Annotated in this window: 25 protein-coding genes and 10 pseudogenes; 15 read left to right on the top strand and 20 right to left on the bottom strand. The window is 68.8% G+C overall.

The features are described 5' to 3' along the window. Window positions 1-341: 341 nt before the first annotated feature. The 5 genes and pseudogenes from BFF78_RS47530 to BFF78_RS42160 form a co-directional block, all read right to left on the bottom strand. Window positions 342-563 (bottom strand): hypothetical protein, encoded by a 222-nt coding sequence (locus BFF78_RS47530; protein WP_069783271.1) that lies wholly within the window; start codon window positions 561-563, stop codon window positions 342-344. 17 nt (window positions 564-580) lie between these two features. Continuing rightward, the gene (locus BFF78_RS47525; RefSeq protein WP_193433628.1) at window positions 581-727 is read right to left on the bottom strand and encodes a hypothetical protein; all 147 of its coding nucleotides are present in this window, start codon (window positions 725-727) and stop codon (window positions 581-583) included. 245 nt (window positions 728-972) lie between these two features. Beyond that, window positions 973-2343 (bottom strand): annotated as a pseudogene (locus BFF78_RS50420) (NAD(P)/FAD-dependent oxidoreductase). Continuing rightward, window positions 2333-2560 carry a ferredoxin gene (locus BFF78_RS42165; protein ID WP_069776424.1) on the bottom strand — a complete coding sequence of 76 codons (228 nt, stop codon included), beginning with the start codon at window positions 2558-2560 and terminating at the stop codon, window positions 2333-2335. Before BFF78_RS42165 ends, BFF78_RS50420 begins: the two are co-directional and overlap by 11 nt. Before the next feature lie 313 nt (window positions 2561-2873). Beyond that, window positions 2874-3185 (bottom strand): SpoIIE family protein phosphatase, encoded by a 312-nt coding sequence (locus BFF78_RS42160; RefSeq protein WP_069776425.1) that lies wholly within the window; start codon window positions 3183-3185, stop codon window positions 2874-2876. A gap of 891 nt (window positions 3186-4076) precedes the next feature. On the opposite strand from BFF78_RS42160, the gene BFF78_RS42155 reads away from it, so the two are divergent. Further along, a complete protein-coding gene (locus BFF78_RS42155; RefSeq protein ID WP_159032900.1) occupies window positions 4077-4553 on the top strand; it encodes a hypothetical protein in 477 nt (158 codons plus the stop codon). Between the two features lie 108 nt (window positions 4554-4661). Here BFF78_RS42155 and BFF78_RS42150 read toward each other — a convergent pair whose 3' ends face one another. After that, the gene (locus tag BFF78_RS42150; RefSeq protein WP_069776428.1) at window positions 4662-4880 is read right to left on the bottom strand and encodes a hypothetical protein; all 219 of its coding nucleotides are present in this window, start codon (window positions 4878-4880) and stop codon (window positions 4662-4664) included. A 445-nt stretch (window positions 4881-5325) separates the two neighbouring features. On the opposite strand from BFF78_RS42150, the gene BFF78_RS42145 reads away from it, so the two are divergent. Beyond that, window positions 5326-6387 (top strand): PP2C family protein-serine/threonine phosphatase, encoded by a 1062-nt coding sequence (locus tag BFF78_RS42145; protein ID WP_227025650.1) that lies wholly within the window; start codon window positions 5326-5328, stop codon window positions 6385-6387. 101 nt (window positions 6388-6488) lie between these two features. Here the strand turns inward: BFF78_RS42145 and BFF78_RS48960 are convergent, their stop codons facing one another. Beyond that, window positions 6489-6731 (bottom strand): hypothetical protein, encoded by a 243-nt coding sequence (locus BFF78_RS48960; protein WP_227026093.1) that lies wholly within the window; start codon window positions 6729-6731, stop codon window positions 6489-6491. Between the two features lie 126 nt (window positions 6732-6857). Next, window positions 6858-7103 carry a hypothetical protein gene (locus BFF78_RS48955; protein ID WP_227026092.1) on the bottom strand — a complete coding sequence of 82 codons (246 nt, stop codon included), beginning with the start codon at window positions 7101-7103 and terminating at the stop codon, window positions 6858-6860. 352 nt (window positions 7104-7455) lie between these two features. On the opposite strand from BFF78_RS48955, the gene BFF78_RS42135 reads away from it, so the two are divergent. Continuing rightward, window positions 7456-7848, top strand: coding sequence for a hypothetical protein (locus BFF78_RS42135; RefSeq protein ID WP_335755381.1), 393 nt, complete (start codon window positions 7456-7458; stop codon window positions 7846-7848). Window positions 7849-8157: 309 nt separating this feature from the next. Further along, a complete protein-coding gene (locus tag BFF78_RS47520) occupies window positions 8158-8391 on the top strand; it encodes an NB-ARC domain-containing protein (RefSeq protein WP_069783269.1) in 234 nt (77 codons plus the stop codon). Between the two features lie 192 nt (window positions 8392-8583). Here BFF78_RS47520 and BFF78_RS49495 read toward each other — a convergent pair whose 3' ends face one another. Next, window positions 8584-8712, bottom strand: a complete 129-nt coding sequence (locus BFF78_RS49495) for a hypothetical protein (protein ID WP_257786897.1) — start codon at window positions 8710-8712, stop codon at window positions 8584-8586. Window positions 8713-8741: 29 nt separating this feature from the next. Here BFF78_RS49495 and BFF78_RS49875 point away from each other — a divergent pair, with 29 nt between their 5' ends. The 5 genes and pseudogenes from BFF78_RS49875 to BFF78_RS48940 all read left to right on the top strand — a co-directional run bounded on the left by BFF78_RS49875 (window position 8742) and on the right by BFF78_RS48940 (window position 13600). Beyond that, window positions 8742-9752 carry a tetratricopeptide repeat protein gene (locus tag BFF78_RS49875; RefSeq protein ID WP_335755380.1) on the top strand — a complete coding sequence of 337 codons (1011 nt, stop codon included), beginning with the start codon at window positions 8742-8744 and terminating at the stop codon, window positions 9750-9752. A gap of 740 nt (window positions 9753-10492) precedes the next feature. Beyond that, a pseudogene (locus tag BFF78_RS42125) lies at window positions 10493-11232 on the top strand (HAD-IA family hydrolase). Between the two features lie 128 nt (window positions 11233-11360). Further along, window positions 11361-11570, top strand: a pseudogene (locus BFF78_RS48950) (hypothetical protein); the annotation flags it as partial. Further along, window positions 11564-13371: pseudogene (locus BFF78_RS50415) on the top strand (glycoside hydrolase family 65 protein); the annotation flags it as partial. The pseudogenes BFF78_RS48950 and BFF78_RS50415, both read left to right, overlap by 7 nt. A 73-nt stretch (window positions 13372-13444) precedes the next feature. After that, window positions 13445-13600, top strand: coding sequence for a hypothetical protein (locus tag BFF78_RS48940; protein WP_227026206.1), 156 nt, complete (start codon window positions 13445-13447; stop codon window positions 13598-13600). A gap of 878 nt (window positions 13601-14478) precedes the next feature. On the opposite strand, the gene BFF78_RS42110 is transcribed toward BFF78_RS48940, so the two are convergent. From BFF78_RS42110 to BFF78_RS42100, 4 genes and pseudogenes are all read right to left on the bottom strand, one after another. Next, window positions 14479-14811, bottom strand: coding sequence for an FAD-dependent monooxygenase (locus tag BFF78_RS42110; RefSeq protein WP_079161723.1), 333 nt, complete (start codon window positions 14809-14811; stop codon window positions 14479-14481). Window positions 14812-14889: 78 nt separating this feature from the next. After that, window positions 14890-15165 (bottom strand): FAD-dependent oxidoreductase, encoded by a 276-nt coding sequence (locus tag BFF78_RS50410; RefSeq protein ID WP_227026195.1) that lies wholly within the window; start codon window positions 15163-15165, stop codon window positions 14890-14892. 249 nt (window positions 15166-15414) lie between these two features. Beyond that, window positions 15415-15678 carry an ester cyclase gene (locus tag BFF78_RS48935; protein WP_227026091.1) on the bottom strand — a complete coding sequence of 88 codons (264 nt, stop codon included), beginning with the start codon at window positions 15676-15678 and terminating at the stop codon, window positions 15415-15417. Between the two features lie 236 nt (window positions 15679-15914). Further along, window positions 15915-16739, bottom strand: a pseudogene (locus BFF78_RS42100) (alpha/beta fold hydrolase). A 376-nt stretch (window positions 16740-17115) separates the two neighbouring features. Here BFF78_RS42100 and BFF78_RS50405 point away from each other — a divergent pair. Together BFF78_RS50405 and BFF78_RS50400 are read left to right on the top strand one after the other, a co-directional pair. After that, on the top strand, window positions 17116-17313 hold the full coding sequence (locus tag BFF78_RS50405; RefSeq protein ID WP_418346737.1) for a transposase: 198 nt from the start codon (window positions 17116-17118) through the stop codon (window positions 17311-17313). A 49-nt stretch (window positions 17314-17362) separates the two neighbouring features. Further along, complete coding sequence (locus tag BFF78_RS50400; RefSeq protein WP_418346736.1) at window positions 17363-17878, top strand: transposase; 516 nt, start codon at window positions 17363-17365, stop codon at window positions 17876-17878. 312 nt (window positions 17879-18190) lie between these two features. Here the strand turns inward: BFF78_RS50400 and BFF78_RS42090 are convergent, their stop codons facing one another. Continuing rightward, window positions 18191-19069 carry a GNAT family N-acetyltransferase gene (locus BFF78_RS42090; RefSeq protein WP_069776439.1) on the bottom strand — a complete coding sequence of 293 codons (879 nt, stop codon included), beginning with the start codon at window positions 19067-19069 and terminating at the stop codon, window positions 18191-18193. Window positions 19070-19332: 263 nt separating this feature from the next. Continuing rightward, window positions 19333-19811: pseudogene (locus tag BFF78_RS46645) on the bottom strand (transposase); the annotation flags it as partial. A gap of 33 nt (window positions 19812-19844) precedes the next feature. Between BFF78_RS46645 and BFF78_RS48930 the strand changes: the two are divergent. After that, window positions 19845-19958, top strand: a pseudogene (locus BFF78_RS48930) (alpha/beta fold hydrolase); the annotation flags it as partial. A 611-nt stretch (window positions 19959-20569) separates the two neighbouring features. On the opposite strand, the pseudogene BFF78_RS42075 reads toward BFF78_RS48930, so the two are convergent. After that, window positions 20570-20902 (bottom strand): annotated as a pseudogene (locus BFF78_RS42075) (enoyl-CoA hydratase-related protein); the annotation flags it as partial. After that, window positions 20877-20999 (bottom strand): annotated as a pseudogene (locus BFF78_RS48925) (PaaI family thioesterase); the annotation flags it as partial. The pseudogenes BFF78_RS42075 and BFF78_RS48925, both read right to left, overlap by 26 nt. 188 nt (window positions 21000-21187) lie before the next feature. Between BFF78_RS48925 and BFF78_RS42070 the strand changes: the two are divergent. Further along, window positions 21188-21592 carry a nuclear transport factor 2 family protein gene (locus tag BFF78_RS42070; protein WP_069776442.1) on the top strand — a complete coding sequence of 135 codons (405 nt, stop codon included), beginning with the start codon at window positions 21188-21190 and terminating at the stop codon, window positions 21590-21592. Window positions 21593-21656: 64 nt separating this feature from the next. Here the strand turns inward: BFF78_RS42070 and BFF78_RS45150 are convergent. Next, window positions 21657-21899 (bottom strand): annotated as a pseudogene (locus BFF78_RS45150) (transposase); the annotation flags it as partial. Window positions 21900-21948: 49 nt separating this feature from the next. Here BFF78_RS45150 and BFF78_RS42060 point away from each other — a divergent pair. Both BFF78_RS42060 and BFF78_RS42055 read left to right on the top strand, forming a co-directional pair. Continuing rightward, a complete protein-coding gene (locus BFF78_RS42060; protein ID WP_079161095.1) occupies window positions 21949-23295 on the top strand; it encodes an IS630 family transposase in 1347 nt (448 codons plus the stop codon). 438 nt (window positions 23296-23733) lie between these two features. Continuing rightward, the gene (locus BFF78_RS42055) at window positions 23734-24651 is read left to right on the top strand and encodes an NADP-dependent oxidoreductase (RefSeq protein ID WP_069783266.1); all 918 of its coding nucleotides are present in this window, start codon (window positions 23734-23736) and stop codon (window positions 24649-24651) included. Between the two features lie 118 nt (window positions 24652-24769). Here BFF78_RS42055 and BFF78_RS42050 read toward each other — a convergent pair whose 3' ends face one another. Further along, window positions 24770-25480, bottom strand: coding sequence for an RraA family protein (locus tag BFF78_RS42050; RefSeq protein ID WP_227026090.1), 711 nt, complete (start codon window positions 25478-25480; stop codon window positions 24770-24772). Further along, on the bottom strand, window positions 25477-25767 hold the full coding sequence (locus BFF78_RS42045) for a DUF6510 family protein (RefSeq protein WP_079161720.1): 291 nt from the start codon (window positions 25765-25767) through the stop codon (window positions 25477-25479). The genes BFF78_RS42050 and BFF78_RS42045 overlap by 4 nt, the downstream gene beginning before the upstream one ends. Window positions 25768-25775: the final 8 nt, after the last annotated feature.

Below are 25775 nucleotides of genomic sequence, written 5' to 3'. Positions count from 1 at the left end.
GCCAGCATGAGCCAGACCGGCGAGCCGGCCGGGATCGTGGTGCCGGCGACCTCGATATCGGCCAGGGCGGTGGTGAATGGGATGAACTGGACCGGGGGCTCGTAGCGCAGCACTTCCTCGATGAGTGGGACGGCCAGGTCCAGGTCCTTCTGGAACCGCTCGAGGAGTCGGGGTGGCGCAGCAGGGTGAGGGTCGTGTTGGTGATCGCGTTGACGGTGGTCTCGTGGCCGGCGACCAGGAGCAGCACCGCCGTGGCCTCCAGGTCCGCCGGCGTCATGTCGGGGGCGAGCGCGCTGAGCATCCCGGGCCGGGGTGGCGGCGTTTGGTCTCGATCAGATCGGTCAGGTACGCGCCCATGTCCTGGCGCGCCTGCTGCGCCTTCGCCTGACCGTCGCCGCCGGCCTGGGATCGAGGGACGACGCCAGCGCATCGGCCCAGCCGTGGAAGCGCGGTTCGTCCTCGCGCGGCACGCCGAGGACCTTGCAGATGGCGGTGACGGGAAGGGGGTAGGAGAAGGCCTCGACGATGTCGACCTGGTCCTTGCCTTCGAAGGCGTCGAGCAACTCGGTGACGACCTTGGTCAGTTCTCGCGCAGGTCGTCGAGGAACCTGGGGCTGTGCGGGGGGCCGAAGGGCCGGTTGATGGTGTCGCGCAGCCGGTCGTGCACGGGTGGGTCGGTGAAGATGAAGCTGGGCGGCAGACCGGTCTCCGGGTCCGGCTGCCCCACGCGGGCGTAGCCGGACGGCGGTTGCTCGTGTCGTTGCTCAGCCGCGGGTCGTTGGCCAGGCTCCGCACCTCGTAGTAGGTGCTGACCACGTAGGTGCCGTCGTCCTCCCGCCTGACCGGTTGCTTGCGCAGTTCCGCGTAGAGCGGGTAGGGATTGGCCCGATTGGCGTAGTCGGTGATCTGCGCGACGAGGGTGCCGGACGTCATGGTGTCTCCTGAGGGCTCCGGGCGTTGCAGGGCCGGTGATCAGGCATGCGCCGGAACGAAAGTGACACGCCGCTCGCTCGGCGAGTGACCCGTCAGCGTGACCGTGGCCCCATGGGTGGGAAGATGGGGGTCGGGGAAGGCCGGGTCGATCGGATCCAGCGTCTCGGTGCGGCGGTCGACCGTGCGGTACTCCGGCGGGAAGGGGGCACCGGCCGCGATCTGCTGCTCGTAGAACCCCAGCCACCTGGCCCCGTCGAAGGCCACCGCGGCGATGACGCGGCCCCGGTAGCCGTAGACCGCCACGAACCGCTCCTCCGTTAGTGTCCCTGGGCGACGACCAGGTGGTCGCCCAGCGAGGGACACCTACCGACTTGATGTTGACACCGAACTGGGAGGACCAGAACATCGGCAGCCACAGATGCGGACGGCGATCCGGACCCGCACAGATCATGTTGTGGGCGGCGACCTCGGCCTGCTCGACCGCGTTGCCCCAGTGCTCCAGCGCCAGGAACTGGTAGTCGAACAGCGGGTGAGGGCTGCGGGCGACGTCACCGGCGGCGTAGATGTCGTCGGTGACGATGCCGTTGACGTCGAACACCCGGCACCCGGCGTCGCACGCGATCCCCCGGGGACCCGCGGCCACGCCCGAGCCGGCGAGCCATTCCGTGTTCCGCATGGCACCGAGCGAGACGACCGCCACCTCCACGTCGATCGCCGAACCGTCGGACAGATGGGCGCGCCTGAGCCGTCCCACATCGTCCCCCTCCAGGGCGGTCACGCTGACCCCGCACCGCAGATCGACCCCATGCTTGCGCTGCAGCCGGTCCGCGACCGCGCCGATCACCCCGCCGAGCGCGCCCACCAGCGGCGCCGGGCCGCGCTCGGCGACCGTGACCTCAAGGCCCAGCTCCGGCAGGCGGAGGCGACCTCCGAGCCCGTGAAGCCGGCGCCGATCACCAGCACCCGGGCCACCCCCGGTCAGCTTCCGGCGCAGGCGTGCGGAGTCGTCACGCGTACGCAGCCCGAACACCCCGTCCAGCGCGGCCTCTTCCGGTGGAACCAGGGCCGCGCCCTGGTCCCGGTCGTGATCAGCAGGCGGTCGTAGGGGACGGTGTCGCCGTTCGCCAGCCGTACCTGCTTGGCGGCCCGGTCCAGGCTCTCGGCGGCGACGCCCAGACGCCACTCGGCGTCGATGTCGCGCCGCCGCGGCAGCGCGGTGTCCTCGGGGCGTGCCCGCCCGAGCAACGCCTGCTTGGACAGCGGCGGGCGGTCGTAGGGCTCGTACGGCTCGTCGCCGATCATCCTGCTCGCGCGCAGCGTCTCCGCCGCGCGCAGACCGGCCAGCGAGGCTCCGACCACGACGATGCGGCCCTGGCGCCGCAGGACCTCGACGTCCGTGTCAGCCGACATGGGACTGCACGCCCTGCGTCGGCTCGTCGGAGTAGTCGACCAGGATGGCCTGGACCGGGCAGGCGGCAGCGGCCTTCTGCACCCGGTCACGTTGTGCCTCGTCGAAGCGAGGGGAGAACAGCAGCGCCTCTTCCCCGTGGAGGGCGAAGATGTCCGGGGCGAGAAAGACGCACTGTGCGAATCCCTGGCACCGGTTGAGATCGACGACAAGCCTCATCGGGAACCCGCTCCCTGCGCGGGCCGCGGTCCCCGCAGGGTCCGCAGCCGTGTGCGCTCGGTCCATACGGTGGTCGGCATGCCTCTTTCAGGATGGGCCTGTGCGCAGGGCGCTCGCAAGGTGAAGGCTGCCGGGCAGGCCGATGCTCACCCGACCGGCCAACCGCAAGGGAGACGAGGCGCTGTCGGCCGCCTGAACGCCGGACGGACGGGGGCGCGACTCGGGCGGCCGTACGCACTGGCTCCCTCCGGACCGCCGCGACGGCCTTCACATCTGGCAGGGCTCCGGTCCCGACTGCCCGCCTCGTTGAGGCTCAGACGGTCTTGCCGTCGAGCGTGTAGCGGACGCCGCAGTTCTGTGCGAGTGGGCGAGCTGCAACTGGACAGGCGGGGTGTCGTAACGGACGGCGTTTCCGCAGCCGGTAGAGCACGTCATCGCACAGATCCTGCAGTGGCCGCTCAAGGTGTGCCAGCACCCGTTGGAGGGTGTCCGGTGACGGTGAGGTTCGCAGCAGTGACGCGGTGTAGAAGGCGAGGACGCTGCCGTCGGCGACGGAGATCGTGGTGGCGGCGAAGGGGGGTCCCTCGGCGGTGCCCAGAGGAGGTCCGGTGGGCAGGTCGGGCATTCCGGTGGTCCTGGTGCAGTTTTGCGCGAGCGGGTCGTGGACCGCATACACGCAGCTTGCCGTGAGTGGCATGGGATCGCCGGGCGGCAGAGCTGCGCCTTCCTCGGCGAGGCTTTGGCGGTGTCGTCGAGGAGGGCGAGGGGCTCGTCGGGCTCCAGGTCAAGAGCGGCCAGGGAGCGGGCGGCGGCCCCTATCTATCCCATGGTGGTGGCCGCAAGGAGGCCTTGGCCGGCGACTTCACCGACCACCAGTGCAGTGCGGGCGCCGGACAGGGCGAAGGTGTCGAACCCACTGCCTCCCCCACCGCGGTCGGCACGTACCGGTGCGCGGTTTCCACGGTGGTCCGCGTGTCGGGGTGGTGCAGCAGCAGGTGACGCTGGACCGTCGGAGCGATGTGTGTTCGCGGGTGTAGCAAACTGGGGCCGCCTCCGGTTGTTGATATCGCGGCCGGTGTGGGCGAGATCGGTGCACGTAGCACGGCACAGCTGCTTGTCCGGCTCCGTCACGTCGAGTCCGGCCGCAACTCGCTCCTCCCGACAGACCGCGGTCTCGTGTCGCCGCACGCAGGTCATTCCCAGACCGTGGTGGATGTCGGGATGCTTGCTGGCCAGCAGGCGTCGCCATCGTCGACTGGAAGTCGACGGCGTGGTGGGAGTTCGGCGCGCTCCAGGCACAACTGCGCCGCGACGGTGTGTGCCGTCGGTGGTGTGCACCCCGGACGACCTGCACGACGACACCGGGCGGGGTCTGTTCACGCGTGATGGAGACGGGCGCCCGCGGCCGGTTACGGTAGTCCACCGGCGTGCCGTACTCACCGACTTGCTGTCCCGCTACGGAGCTGCCCTCACCGAGCATCCGATGACGCGTGCCTGGGCGGACGGAGCACGTGTCATGGTCAATCCCTGCACCAGCAACGTGGCACACAGGAAGTCGGTCCTGGCCCTGCTCACCGACCCACGCACCCGCTGTCTGCTGCCGAAGACCGAGGCAAAAGGGGCGGGGAACCTCGTACCGTGGATGAGGCTCCTGCGTCCAGGACCTACGACCTGTCCCGACGGACGTACGGCGGACCTGCTGGAGTTCGCCCGCCCCCGACGCGAGCACCTGGTGCTCAAGCCCAACGACGACTACGGCGGGACCGGCATCGTGTGCGTCCGGCGCACCACGGACGCCGCCTGGCGCACCGCCCTCGGCCGGGTCCTGACGATCCCGCACGTGATCCAGGAACGCCTCTCCATCCCCACCGCCCCCTACGCCGTCCTGGAACATGGCCGACTGCGGATCAGGCGGTGCTGTGAAAGCGTGGATCCCTTCCTCTTCGGCACCAAGGCCCGGGATGCATCTCCCGCGTCTCCACCGCCCCACTGAGGAACGTCACCACCGGCGGCTCCATCGTCCCCGTCTTCCGCATCGCGCCCCGCCCGTGCGCATAGCCGCCTCTCCAACAGCGGTCCACGCCCGCCACACCTCAAAGAGCTACTCCCCGACCCGCGAGTAGACCGTGCCGTCCCCGTCCGTCAGACGGCACACCTGACGGCCCGCGGGGTCGAGCACCGCGGTCAGCCGCACCTCGATCACGGACGCGTGATCGAACTCGTCCAGACCGAACAGAACGGCCCCGGCCGACCCGGCCGGCACCGGCGGAGGGACAGGCTCCAGCCGCACCCGCACCTCGCCACCGCGGATGAGGCACACGCCTCGGCTACAGCGGTCCGCCCTCGCCCCTCTGGTCCAGGGTCCGGTGAAACGCAGGACCGCCATCCAGCCGAAGCTCACAGCAGAGACTCCGGCCTGAGAAAGTCGGGCCGGAGCCGCTCAGGCAGCCTGCTCTGGCTCGACTCTGTCGTGGGCCGCCTGTCGGCATGACCAGCGACCGAAAGACAGTGTCGAGTCGAACGGGATCGGATGGTCTTGCCTGGTGTCGACAGGCGACACGGTGACCTGCTGACACCTGTGTGTTACCACTGCGCACGGAGTTGTTCGTAGGCTATCGGGCGAATGACGATAAAATTACCCAAATCGGTGGCCTGGCTTCCCGGACCTAGGCTGCTGCTCGAGCTGTGCGACCTTGGGGAGCGGCACGGTGGCGAGGTCTCCTGAGGGACACGGAGTCACGCACAGCGCCGGTGCACGGAGCAGATTGCTGCCCGTACTGCCTGCTCTGCTGCTGTTCATCGGCCTGTTCGTCGGCCTCTTCACACCCCGTGATGTCAGGCCGGATGCCTTCCTCGCCACGGCCATGATTTCTGCCGCCGCGTTGCTGCCCCTGTGGGGGACCGTCCTCATCGGAGTGGGCGCGTGCGCCATCTTTGTCGGCCTGATGGTGGACTTCAATGATCTGGGGGATGCGACCGCCTACTCTGAGCTCGCCACCCTCGCGGCGATTGCGGCATTCGCCGTCTTCTTCAACCGCCTGCTTGGCCGACGCGCTCATCAGCTTGTCCTGGTCCGCTCAGTGGCCGAGACGGCCCAGCTGGCGGTGCTGCATCCGGTACCGCGACACCTCGGGCACGTCACGCTCGAGAGCCTGTACCTGGCCGCCGCGGCGGAAGCCCGGATCGGCGGCGACCTGTACGAGGCCATGCACACCCCGCACGGCGTACGGCTGCTTATCGGTGACGTACGCGGCAAGGGCCTGCTCGCGATCCAGACGGCCGCGACGCTGCTCAGCGCCTTCCGCGAGGCCGCCCACGACGCGCCCGACCTGCCCCACCTCGCGCGCCGCCTGGAGACGAGCATGAGCCGCCATGCTTCCCAGTACCCAGGGCTCCCGGGCTCGGAGATCGCTGAACGTTTCATCACCGCCCTCCTCGCCGAGATCCCGGACGATGAACCGGTCGTCCGGACCGTCACCTGCGGCCACCCGCCCCCGCTGCTGCTGCACCGCGGCGAGGTCCGGGAGCTGCAGCCCTCCGCTCCGTCACCGCCGCTCAACCTCGGCATGCTGGTGGGCGACGGGTACCACGTCGACCTCGCCCCCTTCCACCCCGGAGACCAGCTCTTGCTGTACACCGACGGGGTCACTGAAACTCGCGACCGCTCCGGCGCCTTCTACCCCCTCACCGAACGCATCCGCTCATGGAGCGGCGAGGCGCCCCATCACCTCCTCGACCATCTCCACCGCGACCTGATCGCCTACAGCGGCGGCGAGCTCGACGACGACATCGCTGCCCTCGTCGCCCGGCGCCGCCCGAGCCTCTGAGCGTGAGATGAGGCCCTGCCCTACTCAGGCTTGCCGGAACTCGTTCGAGGTGCCCGAAGCCGGGCCACCCTTGCTTGCCACCAACTCGCTACGAACGCGCGCTACTTGGCACCACTCGACGCATCGGGGCTCTCGCCGCTGTAGTGAATCGGGTACTCGGTGGTGTAGTCCTCGACAGGCGTGACCATGTCTGCGGCGTATTGGGCACGCGCCCGCCGGTCCTCGTCGCTGAGTGGAGGATGCACGGGGTCTGTGGCCGGCGCGCGCCAGAGCTGGATCAGGTGGCGTTCTCCGTGATCGCCGATGCCGGGGTCGGGGTCGTCGGCGTGGCAGTACAGACGCATGCGTACCGAGTCACCGTCCTCGGCGGTCGCGGCACGTCCAAGGGTGGTTCCTCTTCGGGCCAGGCGTCCAGAAATCGCCCTGCCCGATGGTGGCGAGGCAGAAGGCAGGGGCGTCGGCCCGCAGGCTCATTTCCTCCGCGGGCTCCCAGCCACCGTCTGTTTCAGGGCCGGGCGGGGTGTCGTGGACCTGGACGGGTTCATCTGCAGCGGGCCGGTGTCGGTGGTGGGCAGGACGACGGCGGTGGCCGCGGTAAGAGGGCCGCAGCGCCAGCCGAACGGCATCTCGGATGGGAAGTCGTAATCGTCGTCGAAACCGATGAGGTAGCCGTGCTCGCCGACGTCGACGGTGAACGTCACTTCACGGAGCAGCATGCAGACCTCCTTCATCGGAGAGCTGCCCGCTCCCCGAACACCGTGGGATGCCGGGCACCCTGCCTGGCGGCGAGTGTAGCCACGGTTGGACGATCCCGTAGGAGGGGTCGTGGTCCATGACGTGCATCTGGCCGCGCCAGGCGGTGATACGTCCGCCCCGGGCCTCGTTCTCGTTGACGGAGGCGGGTGCCGTCCCACGTTGGCGCGGAGCCCGGATGGCTGACGCCGTGCTCGACGGCCCCTCGCAGCCACTCCTCTCCTTCGCTGGGCGAGTGGACTGTGCCGGCACCCCGCGGACTGGTACACGGAGCGGCTGGGGCTACACGGCTCCAACTCGCAGACCCCCCGCACGGTGAATCGGACTACTATCGGCGGTCGTAGGAAACGGAGGCGGCCATGGACCCGAGATCGCCGACCTCGCCAGGACGGCGGGGACAACGATGGTGACACTGATGGCCGGCAGGCCTGGGAGGCGGCCCGCGAGGGTCTGGTCTCCCTCTGGCGGCGCTTCCAGCCGGAGCGCGCCGAGGCCGTCGCCGGTGAACTGGACGCCGCCCGTGACGACCTGTTGCTCGCGCAGCGGTCGGGTGACACCGACACGGAGGCCGAACTGACCGCCGAGTGGCAGGCGAGGGTGCGCCGCCTGCTGGCCGCCCGTCCCGAGGTCGCCGAGGAACTGCGTCGGGTTTTGGCGGAGCTGGCCCCGCAGCTCCCGGACCAGCGAGCCTCGGCCGCATCCGGCTGAACGCCGACGTCTCCGGCAGCGGGCGGGTCTACCAAGCCGGACGCGACCAGCACATCACCGAGCGATGAGCGAACTCGCGCCCGGGCGTCGGGACAGGGGCGGATCTTCCAGACGACCGGGGATCAGTACGTCCAGGAGCATCACCATCACTACAGCGCCGACACCGTTCCGCTCTTCGCAGGCGAGGCCGGCCCGTACGCCGGCGGATCCAGGCCGGCTGCCCCCGACTCCGTCCGCATTCCGCTGATCGGACGCCCGCCCAGGCTGCTGCGCGACCGGGCAGAACTCTGCCAGGCGCTGGGCACGGCCGTGGCCGGCCACGGCGGTGAGATCCACGTCGTGCACGGCATGGGCGGCTGTGGCAAGACCGCGCTGGCGTACTGGCTGTTCACCGAGGCCGTACGCGAACACAGGCGTGTCGGGTTCTGGGTGAACGCCTCTGAGCGGATGTCCCTGCGCGCCGGGATGCTGGCTGTGGCCGGGACCGGGGCGCGTCGAGCGGGGAGCTGGCGGCCGCGGCGCGGGGCAGCGGGCGGCGGCTGACCTGGCCTGGCACTACCTCGGGGGTTCTGCCGAACCGTGGCTGCTGGTCCTCGACAACGCCGACGACCCCTCGATCCTCGAGGACGGCGCCTGGCTTGCGTGCCAGTGGCGAGGCATCGTCCTGGTCACTACCCGGCATGCCACGTCACCGCTGTGGCACGCGCCCTGGCACCCACGCCATGCCTCGGCGTGTTACCGCTGGACGACGCCGCCCAGGTCCTGTGCGACCTGGCGCCGGAGGCGGGGGACCTGCGGTCGGCGCGGAAGGTGGCCGCCCGCCTGGACGGCCTGCCGCTCGCGCTCACCCTGGCCGGTTCTCATCTCTCCGCCAACTCCTGGAGTCGTGGTCCATGGACGAGTACGCGCGCAAACCGGACGAGGAGTCGACAACCATCGTCGACCGTGGCGCCGGCGGGTACGGCGGCACCCAGTCGCGCCATCTGGTCGGCGGCACCTGGCAGTTGTCCCTGGACGCGCTGGCGGGACAAGGACTGCCGGAGGCGACGACCGTGTTGCGTCTGCTGTCGTTCCTGGCGGCTGATCCGGTGCCGTTGAGCCTGCTGGCGCCGCTGGCCCGAGCGGAGATCGCGGTCGCCGGGCTCGAGCCGGAGCTGTCCCGGAGCGTCTGGAGGCCGCACTGCGCGGCCTCTCGACCACTCGCTGGCCGAGCTGGTCGAGACGGACGGGGGTGCGCTGCGTCAAGGCGCACGGGGTGCTGCTGGACAGCGTGGCCTCGGGGACTTCCCACCGGCAGCGCAGCGTCCTCGGTGAGGTGGCCGTACGGCTGCTGGAGGAGGCGCTGCCCGAGCGGGGCACGCAGACGCCCCTGGCGCGCCGCGCGCTCGTCCTGCTGGCCCCGCACGGTTCGCGTCTGCTGGAGACGGCACCGGGCGAACGGTCGGCAGCCCTTGGCGTGCGGCTGGTGCGGCAGGGTGTACGAGACTGCGGACTACGGCGTGGCCATGGTGCTCTCCCGGGCCGTCGCCGACCGGGCAGGGGCACTGCTGGGCGAGGACCATCCGGTGACGCTCGACGCCCGGGACGTGGTGGGCAGGGCGCTGTTCCGCATGGGCCACTACGAGGAGTCGGAGGCCGTGCACCGGCAGGTGCTCGCCCGTCGGCAGGCCATGCTCGGAACCCGACCACCCGGACACCCTGCGCAGCTGTGCCGGCCTGCACCGGCCGCTCGACCTGCTGGACCGGGACGAGGAGGCCGAACACTGGCTGCGTCGCGCGATCGAGGGCATGCGCCGGGTGCTCGGCGACGATTCCCCGAGACGCTGTACACCTGGACGTCCCTGCCGAGGTCCTGTCGCAGCTCGGCAAGGAGCGGGAATGCGACGCAGAGCTGGCGCTGCTGATCCCGGCGTGCGAGCGGGCCCTGCCTGCGGCCCATCCCACGCTGGTCATGGCCCACCACATGCAGGCCTACGCGCTGTGGCAGTTCGGGCGGTTCGCCGAGGCGGAACCCGTGCGCGCCGGGTGCTGGAGGACCGCATGCGCATCCTCGGGCCGGACAACCGTTTCACGTTCGCCGCACGGGGCTGCTCGCCGAGATCGTGTACGGACTGGGCCACCGAGGCGAAGCGATGGAACTGATGACCGGGTGGTCGAAGAACACGAACGCGTGCTCGTCCCGAGCACCCCTCCGTCAGCCACTACAGCGCTGCACTGGCCCGTTACCGGACCGAAGACGCCACCCCCTGAATGCCACCGTATTCTCCACTCGGGGAGGTTGTCGTACGCGCGACCTGGCGCCGGAACTTGTCGTGCCCACACGCTGCGCTGCTGAGCGTTCAGAGGCCGAAGCCGGCTCTCACCGGATGACCCTGCCGGGTGAGGCCTCCGCCGGGCAGCCATCGGCGCTGGGCCGCTGCCATCGGGAGAAGTCTCCCTGGGGCGATGAGTCACGGCCCCGGCGCCGGTATGTATCGTGGAGCCGCACACGACCCCCGGCGCGGTGCCGTCACTGTCAACACGAAGCGTCACCGCCGGATGTGAGACAGGCCGAAGACCGTACAGACCCCCGAGCGGGTGCCTTCCGGCGTGCCGGAGGGTGACCTATCGAGTCCGTCCGCAGGTGCCTTCTAGCCTCGTCGGCATGCTGGGGCTTCCTGCACATGTCCGTGCCTGCCTGTTCGACCTCGACGGGGTGCCTCACCAGACCGCGAAGGTGCACGCGGCTGCCTGGAAGGAAATGTTCGACGGGTATCTCCGCGAACGCGCGACGCGCGAGGGGACCGAGTTCGTGCCGTTCGACGCGGTCGGCGACTACGACGAGTATGTGGACGGCCGTCCCCGTGAGGACGGCGTGCGTACGTTCCTCGCCGCACGCGGGGTGCGCCTGCCCGAGGGATCACCGGACGACCCGCCGGAGGCGGAGACGGTGAACGGTCTGGGCAACCGGAAGAACAGACTGGTCCTGCGGCGGATCCGCGAGGAGGGCGTGGAACCCTACGACGGCTCGGTCCGCTTCGTGCACGCGGCGCGGGCGGCGGGCCTGCGCTGCGCGTGGTGTCGTCGAGCGCGAACACACGGACGTCCTGCGAGCGGCCGGCATCGAGGACCTGTTCGACGAGCGGGTCGACGGGGTGGTCGCCCACGAGCGCCGGCTGCGGGGCAAGCCCGCCCGGACACCTACCTGGAGGCCGCCGAGGGCTGGAAACGGATCCTGGGCAGGCCGCGGTGTTCGAAGACGCCCTCGCCGGCGTCGAGGCCGGGCGGGCGGGACGGTTCGGCGTGGTCGTGGGCGTCGACCGGGTCGGCCAGGCGGAACAACTGCGCGCCCATGGTGCCGATGTGGTGGTCCGTGACCTGGCGGAGCTTCTGGAGGAACGGTGATCACCCATCCCAGCTTCACGGTCGAGCCGTGTGTCTGCGCGAGACCGAGCTGAACCTGGACGTGCTCGGCGCAGAGCGAATCGGTCTTCGCCCTCTCCAACGGGCACGTCGGGTGGCGCGGCAACCTCGAGGAGGGAGAGCCCACGGACTGCCCGGCGCAATACCTCAACGGCGTGCACGAACGGCATCCGCTGCCCTACGCCGAAGCGGGCTACGGGTATCCCGAGTCGGCAGACGATGATCAACGTCACCGACGGCAAGATCTTCCGTCTGCTGGTCGACGATCACCCGTACGATCTGCGCTACGGCCGACTGGTCGCGCACGAGCGGCGTGCTGAACTTCCGCTCGGGCATCCTCAGCCGCACGCACGATGGACTCACCCGGCGGTCGTACGGTGCGGATCTCCTCGCGGCGGCTCGTGTCCTTCACGCAGCGCTCGTGGCCGCGGTGGTCTACGAAGTGGAGCCGGTCGACGGACCGACCACGGTGGCCGTGCAGTCCGAGCTCGTCGCCAACGCGCAACTGCCGCGATTCCAGGGCGATCCGCGCGTGGCCGCGGCCATCGAGTCACCGCTGCTGACCGAGGAGTATTTCGCGCAGGACACCCGGCTGCGGCTGGTGCACTGCACCGACCGCAGCGCGCTGCGCGGTGGCCGCAGCGGCGGACATCTCGTCAAAGGGCCGCAGACCACCCGCTGGACGGCGCAGTGCGAGGCTGACGTCAGCCGCCTGACGGTGACCGCGGACCTGGTGCCGGGCAACCGCTCCGGCTGGTCAAGTTCGTGGCCTACGGCTGGTCGGGAGCGTTCGCTGCCGGCCGTGCACGATCAGGTGGACGCGGCGGTGGCGGCCGCGGTCAGCACGGCTGGACGGTCTGGCCGCGGCACAGCGGCGTACCTGGATCGCTCTGGGCGGCGCGGACGTCGAGGTCGAGGCAGCGCGCGCATCCAGCAGGCGGTGCGGTTCGCCCTCTTCCATGTGCTCCAGGCGGCGGCCCGGGGCGAGAGCCGGGCGATTCCCGCCAAGGGCCTGACCGGAACCGGGTACGACGGTCACTGCTTCTGGGACACCGAGTCCTGCGTGCTGCCGGTGCTGACGTTCACCGCGCCGGAGGCCGTCGCATCGGCACTGCGGGCGCGTCACCGGATGCTGCCGGCGGCGCGGGAGCGCGCGCGTCAGCTCGGGCTCGCGGCGCGGCGTTTCCCTGGCGCACCATCGACGGTGCCGAGTGTTCGCCTACTGGCCGCCGGGACGGCCGCCTTCCACATCAACGCGGCCATCGCGGTGGCCGCCGACCGGTACGTGATGGTTACCGGGGACGAGGACTTCGAACGCGGTGAGGCCTCGAACTCCTCGTGAAACGGCCCGGCTGTGGCGCTCGCTCGGACACCACGACGCGGAAGGCGTCTTCCACATCGACGGGTCACGGGCTCCGACGAGTACAGCGCGATCACCCGCGACAACCTGTACACCAACCTGATGGCGCGACAGAACCTCATCTCGGCCGCGGACGCCGCCGTGCGTCATCCGGAACGCGCCGCGACACTCGGTGTCGACGACGAGGAGACTGCCGCGTGGCGGGATGCCGCGGCCCGCATGGCGATGCCGTACAACGACACGCTCGGCGTGCACGAGCAGTCGGCCGGTTTCACGAGTCTCCAGCGCTGGACTTCGAGGCGACCCCGCCGGAGAACTACCCGCTCCTGCTGCATTACCCCTACTTCGACCTGTACCGCAAGCAGGTCGTGAAGCAGGCCGATCTGGTGCTGGCGATGATGGAGTGCCCGGATGCCTTCTCCGACGATCAGAAGGCCCGAAACTTCGCCTACTACGAGGCGCTGACGGTCCGTGACTCCTCCCTGTCGGCGTGCTTCCAGGCGGTACTCGCCGCCGAGACCGGGCACCTGCGCCTGGCCTACGCCTATCTCGGCGAGGCAGCGCTGATGGACCTGGAGGATCTGGAGCACAACACCCGGGACGGGCTCCACATCGCCTCCCTCGCCGGTACGTGGATCGCGCTGGTCGCCGGTCTCGGAGGCTTGCGCCGGTACGGCGGTGACGATGGGCGGCAGGCCCTGCTGGCGTTCGCACCGCGCCTGCCGGAGGCGCTGTCCAGGGTGGCTTTCACGCTGCTGGTACGCGGACGCAGGCTGAAGGTGGACATCGGTCCGTCCCAGGTGCGGTATCGCTGGTGGAGGGCGAACCCTGGTCGTGCTGCATCACGGACAGCCGACGTCCCTGACCCCGGACGCGCCGGTGGACCGCCCGGTGCCGCCCGCACCCGTGCTGCCGAGCCGCAACAGCCCGGGCCGCCGCCCGGTGGGCCTGCCCATCGAGGAGGAGGACCTGGCGGCGACACCGGAGTAGCGCGCAAGAGCCGCACCACATGCGACGCTGAGGAAGGCCTCGTGGATGTCGTCGCGTATCTCCCGGCGGATCCGCAGACGGCGGAACCAGCGCAGGTGGGGGAACGCGGGCTCCGCGACCAGCGTCGGAGTCGACGGCGAGCCGCTCCACGAGGTCGGCGGGCAACGACGGGTTCTCGGCGAGGGCCGCCAGGTGCGTCCGCTCGGCGACGCACCGCTCGGCGTCGGTGCGGGCGAGGAGCCCTCGGCTCAGCGCCTCGGCGGCGGACTTCGGATCGCGGAGGAGTTCGGCGGTGACGCGTGCGTCCCGCCGGCACTCCCACAGTGCGGCGGCCCGCCGCACCTCGGGGTCAGGGGCGGCCAGCAGCGCCGACCGCTCGCCCGGCGGCAGAATCTCCCATGCACGCACCGCTTTCCGGCGCGCTGCCGAAACTGTGATGAGTGGCCATCGAGGCCACGAACGACGGCGCCAAATGAGGCGAGTCCAGCAGTGCCGCCCGGACAGAAGGGGCGGGGTCGTCGGGCAGGCGGACGCACGCGGCGTCCGGGAGCGGCGCGACCTTTGTTCGCGGGTGGTACACCTCGGGTCCGTATGCAAGAGCAGCCCGCACCTTGGGAGAAGGATCGTCCACGAGCCGGGCCGCTGTGCAGGCTCCGCCCTGGCGCTCATGGCAAAGTCGATCCAGACGCCCGGGTTCGGTGGGCAAGAATCACCGCAACCGGGCGTCTCAGGGCGGACGGTCACCGCCCCCGTCGAAGGCGAGCAGGCGCAGTAGCAGCGGTGTCGGCAGCGACGGATTGCGGGCGACTCCGTCCAGCACGGATGCGTGAAACGCCACCATGATTCCCCACTCCTGTCTCTGCCCGACTCCCGGGTCTTCAGTCGCTGCAGTCGTCGGGCAGCTGCTGCTGTTGCCGGTCCCAGGCGATGACCCGGTACCAGCCGTCCCCGAACGGCGCGAAGAAGGTGAAGCCGTGCTGGTTCGAGGCGAAATTGAAAGCTTCGTCAGGGACGCGTTCAAGCAGTACATCGGCCAGCATCACGGAGCGGATGGCCGACTTGCCGGGGAACGGCATGCCCAGGCTCTGCCGGACGGTGGTGCTCGCTCCGTCGGTGCCGACCAGGTAGCGCGCTCGAAGTGTGGCCGTGGCACCGTCCGGATGGTTTGTTTCCGCGTCCACGCCGCCCGGGTCCTGCCGTATCCCTGTCACCCGGGTCCCCGCACTATCGTTGCCCCGCTTCCTCGGCCCGGCGCAGCAGAAGGCGCTCCACCTGCCGTTGGGGGACGATCAGCAGGAACGGAAAGCGTGTGCGAAGGCCGGAGAAGTCGATGCTGATGCGGCCGAACGGATGCAGCGCCCGGACCGGTGAGCGAGAGCGAGTAGTTCGTCGGCCAGGCCCCGGGCGTCGAGTTCCTCCATGGTTCGTGCGTGGATGCTGAAGGCGCGGCTCAGGTTGGATTCGTGATCGCACCGCTCCACGAGCGTGACGTTGCCCCCGGAGTCGGCGAGGTCGCCCGCCAGCAGAAGCCCGGTTGGCCCGGCCCCGATTACCAGAACATCCACCGCTGATGCCACGTCTTGGTCGGAATAGCCTCGAACTGACCCGCTGTTAGCATCGATATTTGTCAGTATCAGCTCCGCTTGTCGGACTCGCTAGTTGAGCCGGCGAACCGCGCACCTGACCGTTTGCCATCCGAGGACCTCAACATTCCGCCGACCCGAAGCGTCCTCTCGGCACCGCATGGATAGGAACGGTGGCCGATCGCGTGCGAGCTGGTTGTTCCCGTACCATCGGAAATCCCGCTCTTAGGGTCACAACTCGGTGAGTCCGAGTTGGCGCAGCATGCCGAGTTCGTCGCTGCTGCCCCAGCGTTCGACGAGCTTTCCGTCGCTGTCGAAGCGGCTGATCTGCATGCCCCGGTAGCTTGCCTTCCTGCCGGTCGCCGGCCGTCCCATCAGCGGCCCCAGATGCGTTCCGGTGATGGTGTAGGCAAAGGCCAACTCGTCGTCGGTGGCCACCAGATGCTCCACCGCGACGTGCAGGTCGGGAAAGGCTGCCCGCAGATCGGCGAACATGGCCTTGTACCCTTCGGGCCCGGCAGCTGCCCTGGGGCTGGATCATGGTCGATCGAGTCGGGTGCGACGATCACGTCGAGGGCCGCGAGGTCGCCGGTGATGACCGCCTCTGCGAAAGCGGTCTGTGCGGCGATGTTCGTTTGCTGAGACATGGGCACTCCTCGGGCTCGCGCCTGCCAGTGGTCTGTCGCCGGCCGCGTGAACGCGGGAAGACCGGTGAAACGACACCTGGTCGGTCAGCCGCGTGCGAATTCAAGGAGGTCGTTGTTGAACCGTCCCGCGAACTCCGGCACCATCGACAGGCCGTGCGGAGCACCGGAATAGACCTTGAAGGTCACGTCCTTGACCAGTTGCGACGATTTTTTCGCGGATGCCACGATGGGAACGATCTGGTCGTCGTCGCCGTGAATGATCAGCGTGGGGATGTCGAACTCCTTGAGGTCCCCGTGAGGTCAGTCTCAGAGAACGCTTTGACGCAGTCGTAGGCGCTCTTGACGCCTACCGTCATGCTCCAGAGCCAGAACTCGTCACGGGTCCCCTGCGACACGGTCGAACCTTCGCGGTTGGCACCGTAGAACGGAGCGCTGAGATCCTTGTAGTACTGGGACCGGTCCGTCAGCACACCTTGCCGGATCTCGTCGAAGACCTCGATCGGAAGCCCCTCCGGGTTCGCTTCCGTCCTGAGCATCAACGGAGGATCGCCCCGAGCAGAACCACCTTGGCCACACGCCTCGAGCCGTGCCGGCCGATGTAGCGCGTCACCTCTCCGCCGCCCGTCGAATGACCGACCAGGATGGCGTCCTGGAGATCAAGGTTCTCCAGGACCGATGCCAGGTCGTCGGCATACGTGTCCAGGTCGTTGCCCATCCACGGCTGGTCGGACCGCCCGCCTCCACGTCGGTCGTGGGCCACGGCCCGGAAACCGTTGTCCGCCATCAGCTTCAACTGCGGATCCCACGCATCCGCGATCAGTGGCCAGCCGTGGGAAAACACCACCGGCTGACCCGCCCCCAGTCCTTGAAGTAGATCTGTGTGCCGTCCTTGGCAGCGGCAAAGGCCATGATCGCCTCGCTAGCACTTGTTCGGAACTCCACCCTTCACGGCCATTCAGCGCCCGAGCCGGGCATGTGAATACCACGTCCGACCAGCAGTGAACGCCCGCGAGGGCGAGGGCGATACTGGTGAAGGCAGCCGTTCCGTACAGTCTCTTCCCCACGCTACTCGGGACGCCCCACTTCAGCACGCCGGGCAGACCACCGTGAGCACACACCCGTGGCTAGTATCGAAAGGCGCATGGAGTCCGGCACCAATAAGGGCCCAGGGTGGGTATCAGGAGACAGGCCACGACAGCATGACTCGGCCCGTCTCCAACACCGTGTCCTACATGGTCAGTTGGTCGTTGGTTGGGTCATGGGGAGTGGGCGGTGGGGATGGATCGTGCCGGAGGGGCTCTGGGAGATCGCCAGACCTTTGCTGCCGCCGGCGCGGGTGCGGCCGCAGGGTGGCGGGGTGGCCAACATCGATGACGAGGCGGTGTTCGCGGCGATCGTCTACGTGCTGGTCAGCGGCTGTGCCTGGCGGGCTCTGCCGCCCTGTTTCGGGCATCGAAGTCAACGGTGCACCGACGGTTCCTGATCTGGTCCCGGGCGGGCGTCTGGGACGGCTGCACCGGAAGGTGCTTGAGATGCTCGCCGGCCAGGGCCTGGTCGACCTGTCCCGGGCGGTACTCGACTCCGCTCACGTCCGCGCCAAAAAAGGGCGAACTTGCAGGTCCGTCGCCCGTGGACCGGGGCAGGCGGGTTCCAAGATGCACGTCCTGTCCGACGCCCTTCGCGTCGGAGTATCCGCCGCCAACACCCACGACAGCCTCGGGCTGAAGCCGACGGTCGCCCATTTCCACATAGGACACGAATCCCACGGTGACCATTCCAAGCTCCAGCGACTGCACGCCGACAAAGCTTACGACCTTCCTGACCTGCGGCAATGGCTGCACAGCCACGACATCGGCGTCCGTATCGCCCGTAAGGGAATCGACTCAAGCGAACGGTTGGGCCGTTGTCGGTGGGTCATCGAGCGCACGATCTCCTGGCTGACTGGCTACCGGCGTCTGTCACCCCGCTACGAGCGGCATCCCCGCAACTACCTGGCCTTTCTCGCCTCGCCGCCGCCCTCTGCTGCTACAAACGCCTCCTCAAACTGACCATGTAGGACACGGTGTTAGTCCGGAAAAGAGAGGCGGTGCACCACTTATTCTCTGCCTTGGCCCGGGGCGGGCGGGGCGTTCGCCGCTTCGGTCGCCGGGGCGACGGCCACCAGCTGTCTGCGCCCCGCGCGGGTCCGTCCCGGCTGTACCGGCTGACCGCACGAGGCGGCCCAGCGGACGGGCGCGGCGCGACAGAGTCCCGAGCAGTGCGGCGCTGCCCACTAGCCGGGGCCCTTCACGCTAGCGCGTGTATCGAAAGCGCGGACGGGCCGGGCGGGGTGATGCCCCGGTCCGGCCGTCCGGTCTCTGCTAAAGGTCGAGCTGATGCTGGTGTGTCGTGTGCGTGGGTGTGTAGCCGAGACCGTCGTTGATCTGTCTCATGTGCGTGTTGCTGTCGGCGGTGTCGGTCAGGAGGCCACCGAGGTCCGGATAGTCCCTATGGGCTTGTCGGATCGACTCGGCCTTCATCCATCGGCCGAGGCCGTGTCCACGGTGCTCGGGCAGCACACCGGTGCCGTAGTGTTGGCCGTCACCTGTGCCGCTGCCGGGGATGACGAGTTCGGTGAACCCGGCGATCGAGCCGTTGGAGGCGTCGATGGCGACGACGGTGTGCAGGTGGTCGCCGCGCTGTTCGACGGCCTTCGCCGCGGCCCGCACGCGGTCCACGTCCCAGGTCACGGTGCCGTAGTCGGTGTCGTCCATGGGCATGTCGTCCATGGCGCGGCGTGAGGCGGCGAACGTCTGGGCGAGGTCGTCGGGGACGGTTCCCTGCCATGACATCAGCCGGTAGCCGGGATGCGGACGCTCGATGATCTCGGCGAGGACGGCGGTATCCACGTCAGCCAGTGGCAAGCGGGTGAACCTCAAGGTGAGGACCTTCCGGAAACCGCGTGCTGCCAGGAAGTGGTCGCCGGGCGATCCGGCTTCTGCCTGCGCGACAACGCAGCGTCGGGCGTTGTCCCGGGCGGTGGCTACCGCGGTGTTGAGGAGCCGGGAGCCGACGCCCTTGCGGCGCTCTGCGGGATGAACACGGAGGTCGAGCTCGGCCAGGTGCTCTTGTCCGCCATCGAACAGGCGCAGAAAGGCCGTCCCGGCAGGGATGGAATCCGCGTCCGACGCCAACCAGGCAAGACGCCGGCCGTGCGGCCCGTGAGCGGGGTCGGTCAGTGGGGTGATGCGAAGGGACAAGGTGTCTCCGTCGTGAGGAGGTGGCAAAGGTCAGTACGCGAGCTCAACTCCTGGGCACTCCTGCGCATGTGCTCCACACCTCCTCGTCGACAGCGCCGACCTGCACCCATGCAGGCGGCTGGGTGAAACTAGCTGGCCGATTGGCTCCTGGGCAACGGGTTATCGAAAAGGCGGTGCGCGTGTGTGGTCACAGCCACTCGTTGATGGCCGCGACGAGGACGGTCGCCTCATAGCGGACCGCGAGCTTGATGCCCCTATGGATGTCAAGCTGCCAGGGCCTGGTCGCGGGGCCGAGCATGGGCTCGAATGGTGATCGTGTAGAGCTCTCGGGTGACGTAGCGTTTCAGGCAGCGGATGGCTTCGCGTCGGGTCTTGCCTTCGGCGATGCGTCGCTCGACGTAGCTGCGGCTGCGTGTCTCCCAGCGGAGTCGGGCAAGGGCGATCGTGTAGAGAGCCGAGTTGGCTTGACGGTCGCCGCCTCGATTGAGCCTTCTGCGCTGTGTCTTGCCAAGGAGGCTTCGACTGGGCTCACCCCGCAGAGCGAGGCAAACGAAGCTTCGCTGTGGAGTCGTTCAGGATTGTCGCCTGTGGCGATGAATAGCGCCGCGGCGGTGTCCGGACCCACGCCGTAGCAGGCAAGCAGCTGCGGAATGTGCTGCATGATCACGTCGGTCATCTGCTGCTTGAGAGCGGCGATCTCATCACAGAGTTCCTCGACTCGACGGGCGAGCAGCCGCAGGGTGAAGACCGCGACCGCCGTTGCCGTGCCAGCCGCAGCATCCCGAACGCCGAGCTGAAGGTGTACGAGGGCAGCTCCCACGGCATCGCGATGGTGCCGGGCGACAAGGAGAGGTTCAACCGGGACCTGCTGGAATTCCTCAACAAGTAGAAGCCGACCCTGCCAGCCGCAAGTTCTTGCTCGCCTTCGCCCAGGACGACGAAGGAACGCCCGCGCGTTCGGACTCGGGCCGACCGACATCGAGCAGTTCCTGCACAGCGGCCTCACCCTGCGCCCCGACACCGCGGTGCCGGATCCTTTGCCGGTAACGATCGCCTCGTAGCCCCGGCATCCTGACCGTGGTCGATTGCGTTGCGCAGGAGGATGGCCGCGCCGTCGGCGGCTTCAGCATGGCTGACGACCACCTCACCGGAGAGGTCCAAGCCGCTGCTGGGCTGCGGCTCTTCGGAGTGACGGTCGTTGATCTCTTTGAGGGCGTCCCATACCTCGCCACCGGTCGACCGCTATGCGGGATCCTTGGCCAGAAGACGGCTGACGAACGGCGGTGAGACCCCCTGCAGAACTGCGGGTCGGCGCGCAGATTGCGCAACCGGTGCAGTCAGCCTCACGAGCGGGGGTCAGCCCCTCGCCGACGGAATTCGGGGTGCCGCGGGAGTCGGCTGGCTTGCCGTGGCGCATCCGGACGGTAGCGATCACGGGCCGGGAGGTGGGGGTGCGGTTTTCGTGCCCCGCCCGGGCCGACGACCGCCCCCGGCATGGCGTCAGCCCAGCGGGTTGGTCGTGTCGCAGAGCGTGGTGAGGACAGGGGCGTACATGCGCGACTTGATGGTTCCGAGGCTGTCGCCAGCCTTGCTCGCGTGAGCCTGGGCGAGTTCGAGGGCGGTAGTGCGCAGGGCGCCCTCGTCCACGGCCTGATCGACGATTCCGGCGGTGGCGGCTTCCCGGCCGCCGAAACGGCGGGCGGAGACCATGGCCTGGTGGGCCGTCTGCGGGGTCAGCCGGGACTGGATGAGGGCGGACATGCCGGGAGTGAAGGGGATGTTGATCTCCGCCTCGGGCAGGCACCAGAAGCCCCGGTCGGCGCGCATCAGACGGGGCGCAGCCGGCCACCGAGTCGAGGAGCGTGGCATAGACGCCGCCGTGGACGCTGCCGATCGGGTTGTAGTGTTCCTCGCCCGGCACCAGGACGAAGAACTCCTAACAGAATGGCTCGGGGATGGGGTGAGCCGGGTGGCGGTCACTCAACACCGTTGCCACGGTGGACGGCTGCCGCCCTCCGATCCGGCCAAAGGGAGGACCTGGCTGCCCAGGCCCGGCTTGCCCTCAGTCGGCTGTGGCCCGAAGCGCCTAGGCTGTCACCGCTACGGAAGGGCGGTGCCATGAATGCTGACTCCCGGACCAGGGCCGCTGTCGAGGAGCATTGGCGGGCCTCGGAACGCGGGGACACCGAAGCCGAGCACGCCATCTACGCCACGGACGCGATCCTGGACTACCCGCAGTCAGGCGAGCGGTTCCGGGGCCGAGCGGCGATCTCGGCACAACGCGGCGGGCACCCGGCCGACCGACACTTCACCGTCCAGCGGATCACCGGCCATGCGAATCTGTGGGTGAGCGAATGCCTCATCACCTACGACGGTGTGCCTTCGTACTCGGTGAGCATCATGGAATTCGCTGACCAACACGTGATGCACGAGACGCAGTACTTCGCCGACCCCTTCGACGCGCCGGCCTGGCGGGCCGCGCTCGCGGAGCGGATGCCGGGCCGGACCATCGCCGGAGCCTGATTCTTGGCCTTGCTCGGGTCGGCCGGGTGACGAGCCTGTCACTTTGTTGAAGTTCCAAGCGCTCCTATTGCAAGGGCTTCAAGCGCCTCCAGCAGATGAGCGCGCATGCGAGGGTGAGGAAGGCTTCGTGGATGTCGTCGCGGATCTCCCAGCGGATCCGCAGGCGACGGAACCAGTGCAGGTGGGCGAACGCACGCTCCACGACCCAGCGTTGAGTGCCGAGTCCGGAACCGTGCTCGGTGCCGCGCCGGGCGATCAGTGGCTTCACGCCGAGGTCCCAAACCAGCCGGCGGTACTTGTCGTGGTCCTAGTGTGATGCGCCTGAAATCGCAGGCTTAAGTCTGTAGCCTGTTTTCATGTCTCGGGGTCCTCGTGCCGTCGAAGTTGTGCTGTCCGATGAGGAGCGCGCCGAGTTGTTGCGCTGGGCGGGCGGGGCAGTGGCGCCCCGTCTCGCCGAGCGGGCACGCATCGTCTTGGCGTGTGCGGATGGGAAGCCGAATACGCGTGTGGCGGCGGAGTTCAAGGTAACCGCGGACACGGTGAGGAAGTGGCGCTCGCGGTTTGCTGCCCGGCGGATGGCCGGGCTTGCGGATGAGCCGCGGCCGGGCCGACGCAAGTCGGAGCTGGTGCTCAGTGATGACGAACGGGCTCAGCTGACGCGTTGGGCGAGGCGCGCGAAGACCGCGCAGTTTTTGGCTCTGCGCGCGAGGATCGTGCTGCGGTGCGCGGAGGGCGGGACGAACAAGCAGGTGGCGGCCGAGCTCGGGGTGAGCGAGCAGTCGGTGAACCGCTGGCGGGCCCGGTTCGTCAAGCGGCGGCTGGACGGTCTGGTCGACGAGCCGCGGCCCGGCCGGCCGCCGTCCATCCTGCTCGACCAGGTCGAGGACGTGGTCGTCGCGACGCTGGAATCCGCCCCGGGCCAGGACACCCACTGGTCGCGGGCCTCCATGGCCGCCCGCACCGGGCTGTCGAAGTCCACCATCGGGCGGATCTGGAAGAAGTTCGACCTCAAGCCGCACCTGCAGGACGCCTTCAAGCTCTCCACCGACCCGCAGTTCGTCGCGAAGGTCGTCGACGTCGTCGGCCTATACCACAACCCGCCGGAGAAAGCCGTGGTGTTGTGCGTGGACGAGAAGAGCCAGATTCAGGCGCTGGACCGCTCGCAGCCGGTGCTGCCGATGATGCCGGGCATGCCCGAACGGCGCACCCACGACTACCTGCGACACGGCATCACCAGCCTGTTCGCCGCCTTCAACATCGCCGACGGCACTGTCATCGGTGAACTGCACCGCCGCCACCGGGCCGTCGAGTTCAAGAAGTTTCTGGTCACGATAGACAAGGCGGTTCCTGCCGGGCTCGATGTGCACCTGGTGTGTGACAACTACGCCACCCACAACACCCCCGAGATCAAGACCTGGCTCGGCAAGCACCCCCGCTTCCATGTCCACTGCACTCCGACCGGCTCTTCCTGGATCAACCAGGTCGAGCGGTGGTTCGGCCTGCTCACCGACAAGCTCATCCGCCGAGGCGTCCACACCTCGGTGAAGGCGCTGGAGGAGGACATCAGGGCCTGGATCGACTCATGGAACGAGAACCCCCGGCCCTTCACCTGGACCAAGACCGCCGACGAGATCCTCAAATCCCTCGCCGACTACCTCACCAAGCTCACTCCGCCAGCCACCGAAAATCAGCGAGAGACTTAAGCCTGCGATTTCAGGCGCATCACACTAGCGGCCTACCGTCACGCGCCATCACCTTCCTGGCCTGGGGTTTTCCAGGAAGGTCGTATACGTTGACATGTCACTGGAAGCATTGGCCAGTCTTTCGTGGATCTTTCCTGTCTGCCCCAGGCGAACTGCTGTCCTTGGGCAGTGATGTTGGGTCTTACGGCTGATGTCGTAATCGCACGAGCCGTGTCGTACCGATGTCGTATACGACATCGCCGTGAGACTAGCGCCTGGGTGGGTGTTGCTGCCCTGGGCGTGTGGTGCTCGTCGAGCTCCGGTTGGACTCGACGCGTTTCAGTGGTCCATCCGTCTGCGATGACGGATCTTGTTGCCGTTCCTCTGTGGGCTAATCAGCCCACTCCATGGCTTGGGCGGCGCACAGAGCCGGCGAGCACGAGATATACGGAGGTACCAGTGAAGGCAATCGTCGCGACGGATCCGGCCGCGGAAGCAGCCGGGATCACACTCGCGGAGCGGCCTGAGCCGACGCCGGCGATCAACGACGTCGTCGTTGAAGTCCATGCGGCGGGCTTCGTCCCCGCGGAGTGGGAGTGGCCCTCGACGTGGGTCGATCGCGCCGGTCGCGATCGAGCCCAGGCGATCATCGGCCACGAGTTCACCGGAGTGGTCACCTCCCTCGGCTACGGCACGACGGGGCTCTCGCTGGGACAGCGGGTGTTCGGGATCACGGACTGGCATCGCGATGGAACCCTGGCCGAGTACGCGGCCGTGGAGGCACGCAACCTGGCGCCGCTGCCGGGGAACGTCGACTTCACGGTGGGTGCGAGCCTGCCGATCTCCGGCCTGACCGCGTGGCAAGGTCTGTTCCAGCACGGTCGTCTTCAGGCGGGGCAGAGCGTCCTCGCACACGGCGCCGCCGGCGCAGTCGGATCCGTGGTTACGCAGCTCGCCCGGGAGTTCGGCGCCTACGTCATCGGTACCGGGCGGGCGGCGGACCGCCAGGCGGCGCTCGACTTCGGCGCGAACGAGTTCCTCGACCTCGCCACCGAGGATCTCGACGACATCGGCGGGGTCGACGTGGTCTTCGATGTCATCGGCGCTGACATCCAAAGGCGCTCGGCGAGAATCATCCGGCCTGGCGGGACGCTGGTGACGGTGGTCGGGCCTGTTGAGGCTCGCCCTGTCGACGGCTTGGCGGTCGACTTCGTCGTCGAGTCCGTTCCGAGTCAGCTGGTGGAGATCGTCGACCGGGTGCGGGACGGGCGTCTTCGCACGCACATCGGAAACGTCGCGACCCTCGACGACGCCGTCCCTGCGCTCAACCCGACCGAGCGGCGCAAGGGCAAGACCGTCATTCGCGTGCGCCCCTGAGTGCCCTGGAATGGGCCAACAGCGGTGGTGGGCTGGACGACCGCTGACCTGCCCGGTGTCGGACTTGACTCGCAGAGCCCGCTTCGGCCGGAGTGACGTTCCTCGTTGCCCTGGTGTGTCAGCGTTCCCGCTGTCCTTCGGTGCCGGCTCCGCCGGTCGTGCGCTCCTGCTCGACCTGGGCACGGAACGCGGCCTCCTCCTTGCCCACCGCCACGGCTCCGTCGAGCACGGCGTCGATGTCGGGTTCGGGGATCACCACCGCGCCGGAGTCGTCGGCGAAGACGTACTGCCCCGGGTGCACGCCCACCCCCGCGACCACGATCGGCACGTTTGCCTGGTACGGCGTGATCACATCGCCGCCCCATCGCACGGCCTCCGCGGAACAGTAGGCCGCGAAGGGGTAGGACTGCAGCTGGGCGAAGTCTCGCAGCCGTGCGTCGGTGAGCACACCGGCCAGGCCGTAGCGCGCCAGCAGGGAAAGTTTGGTGCCGCCGCCGATGGAGACGTCGCGGTGGCCGTTGCTCGCCAGTACCAGCACCTTGCCCCGGGCATCGTCGGATTTGACGCCCACCGCCTGCTGGAACAGAGCGCCGAAGGTGTGGGTCTCGGGGTCCACCAGCACCGAACAGGAGGGGAAGAAGGAGATCGTGACCGCCGGCCCGAACAGGACCCGGCCTGGTGTCGGAGTGACAAGGTCGTCAATGTGTGCGTGGTGCCGATGGATTCGTCCGAGGGCGTCGACGATGTCCGCGCATGCCAGCGACCGGGCCGCCCGAGCACGCCGCTCGGCCACCGCCTCTCGGTCTTCGCCCGGCGGGGCGGGGGTCACGGCAGCTCCAAGGTACGGATCGACATCAGGGTGAGCTGGAGCCGGCGTGGTCGGTCGACGAGCAGCACCTCGCACGCCGAGCACGCCGGACAGCGCACCACCATGCCGGGACAGCGCAGATAGACCCTGGTCTCGGCGACGCGGTGCCGATCCCCGCACTCGGCACACTCCAGGACGATCGTGGTTGCGTCCCGGCCCAGAGCCAGGGACATCGCCCCGGCGACGGCGTTGCCGTCCACATAGCCGTCCTCCGGGGGCACGGAGAGGAGGTCTTCCTCTGCGTTCACTGCGGGCC

The organism is Streptomyces fodineus, from assembly GCF_001735805.1.
Classification (GTDB): domain Bacteria; phylum Actinomycetota; class Actinomycetes; order Streptomycetales; family Streptomycetaceae; genus Streptomyces; species Streptomyces fodineus.
Note: the sequence above shows the minus strand (reverse complement) of the source record. Positions and strands in the feature narration are given on the sequence as shown.